We start from the raw sequence: 539 nt of genomic DNA, 5'->3' as shown, positions 1-539 counted from the left end.
TAACACCAAGCTACACTCCGATGAAGCACGGGTATGTTGTGACAGATTTGCTGATTTGAGCTTCGGCCACAAAAAGGCCGCTGGCGATCTTTCACGTCAGCGGCGGTTGATGCTGAGAGGATTGAGGAGGCCTAGATGGCGAAGTACCAGTCTTTGTCGATGTGGCTGGTGATCGCCACGTCCTGCGTCTGCGTAACGCCGTTGAACGTGACCTCGTCGACATAGAGGTTGCGGTCGCCCTTGCCGCTCGCCCTGAGGTCGTTCAGCAGGTCGATCTCGACCTTGTGCTTCTGCGTGCCGGCGCCGTCGAAGTTGCCGGTGAACGTAAACGTGTCCCAGCCGGAGCCGTAATTCGCCGTCACCACGGTTTCCGCATCGACGACCTTGCCATCCACCTTGATGGCGAACTTGGGGTCGCCCCTATAGGCGGTGCCGGCGATCTTCACCGTGAGGGTGTCGGTTGCAGGGTCCGTCGGCGCGGGCGTGGGCGTGGGGGTCGGTATCGGCTGCGACGGAACCGGAGTGGGCGTCGGGGTCGG

General features: G+C 61.6%; 1 protein-coding gene. It reads right to left on the bottom strand.

The annotated features are described in order from the left end of the window. Positions 1-131 precede the first annotated feature (131 nt). Positions 132-539, bottom strand: a 408-nt coding sequence (locus JQC81_RS32700) for a carbohydrate-binding domain-containing protein (protein ID WP_281400489.1), incomplete at its 5' end; no start/stop codon positions are given.

Origin of the sequence: Microvirga arabica, assembly GCF_016811235.1 — a bacterium.
Lineage (GTDB): Bacteria > Pseudomonadota > Alphaproteobacteria > Rhizobiales > Beijerinckiaceae > Microvirga > Microvirga arabica.
This window is presented reverse-complemented; position numbering and strand designations above follow the sequence as displayed.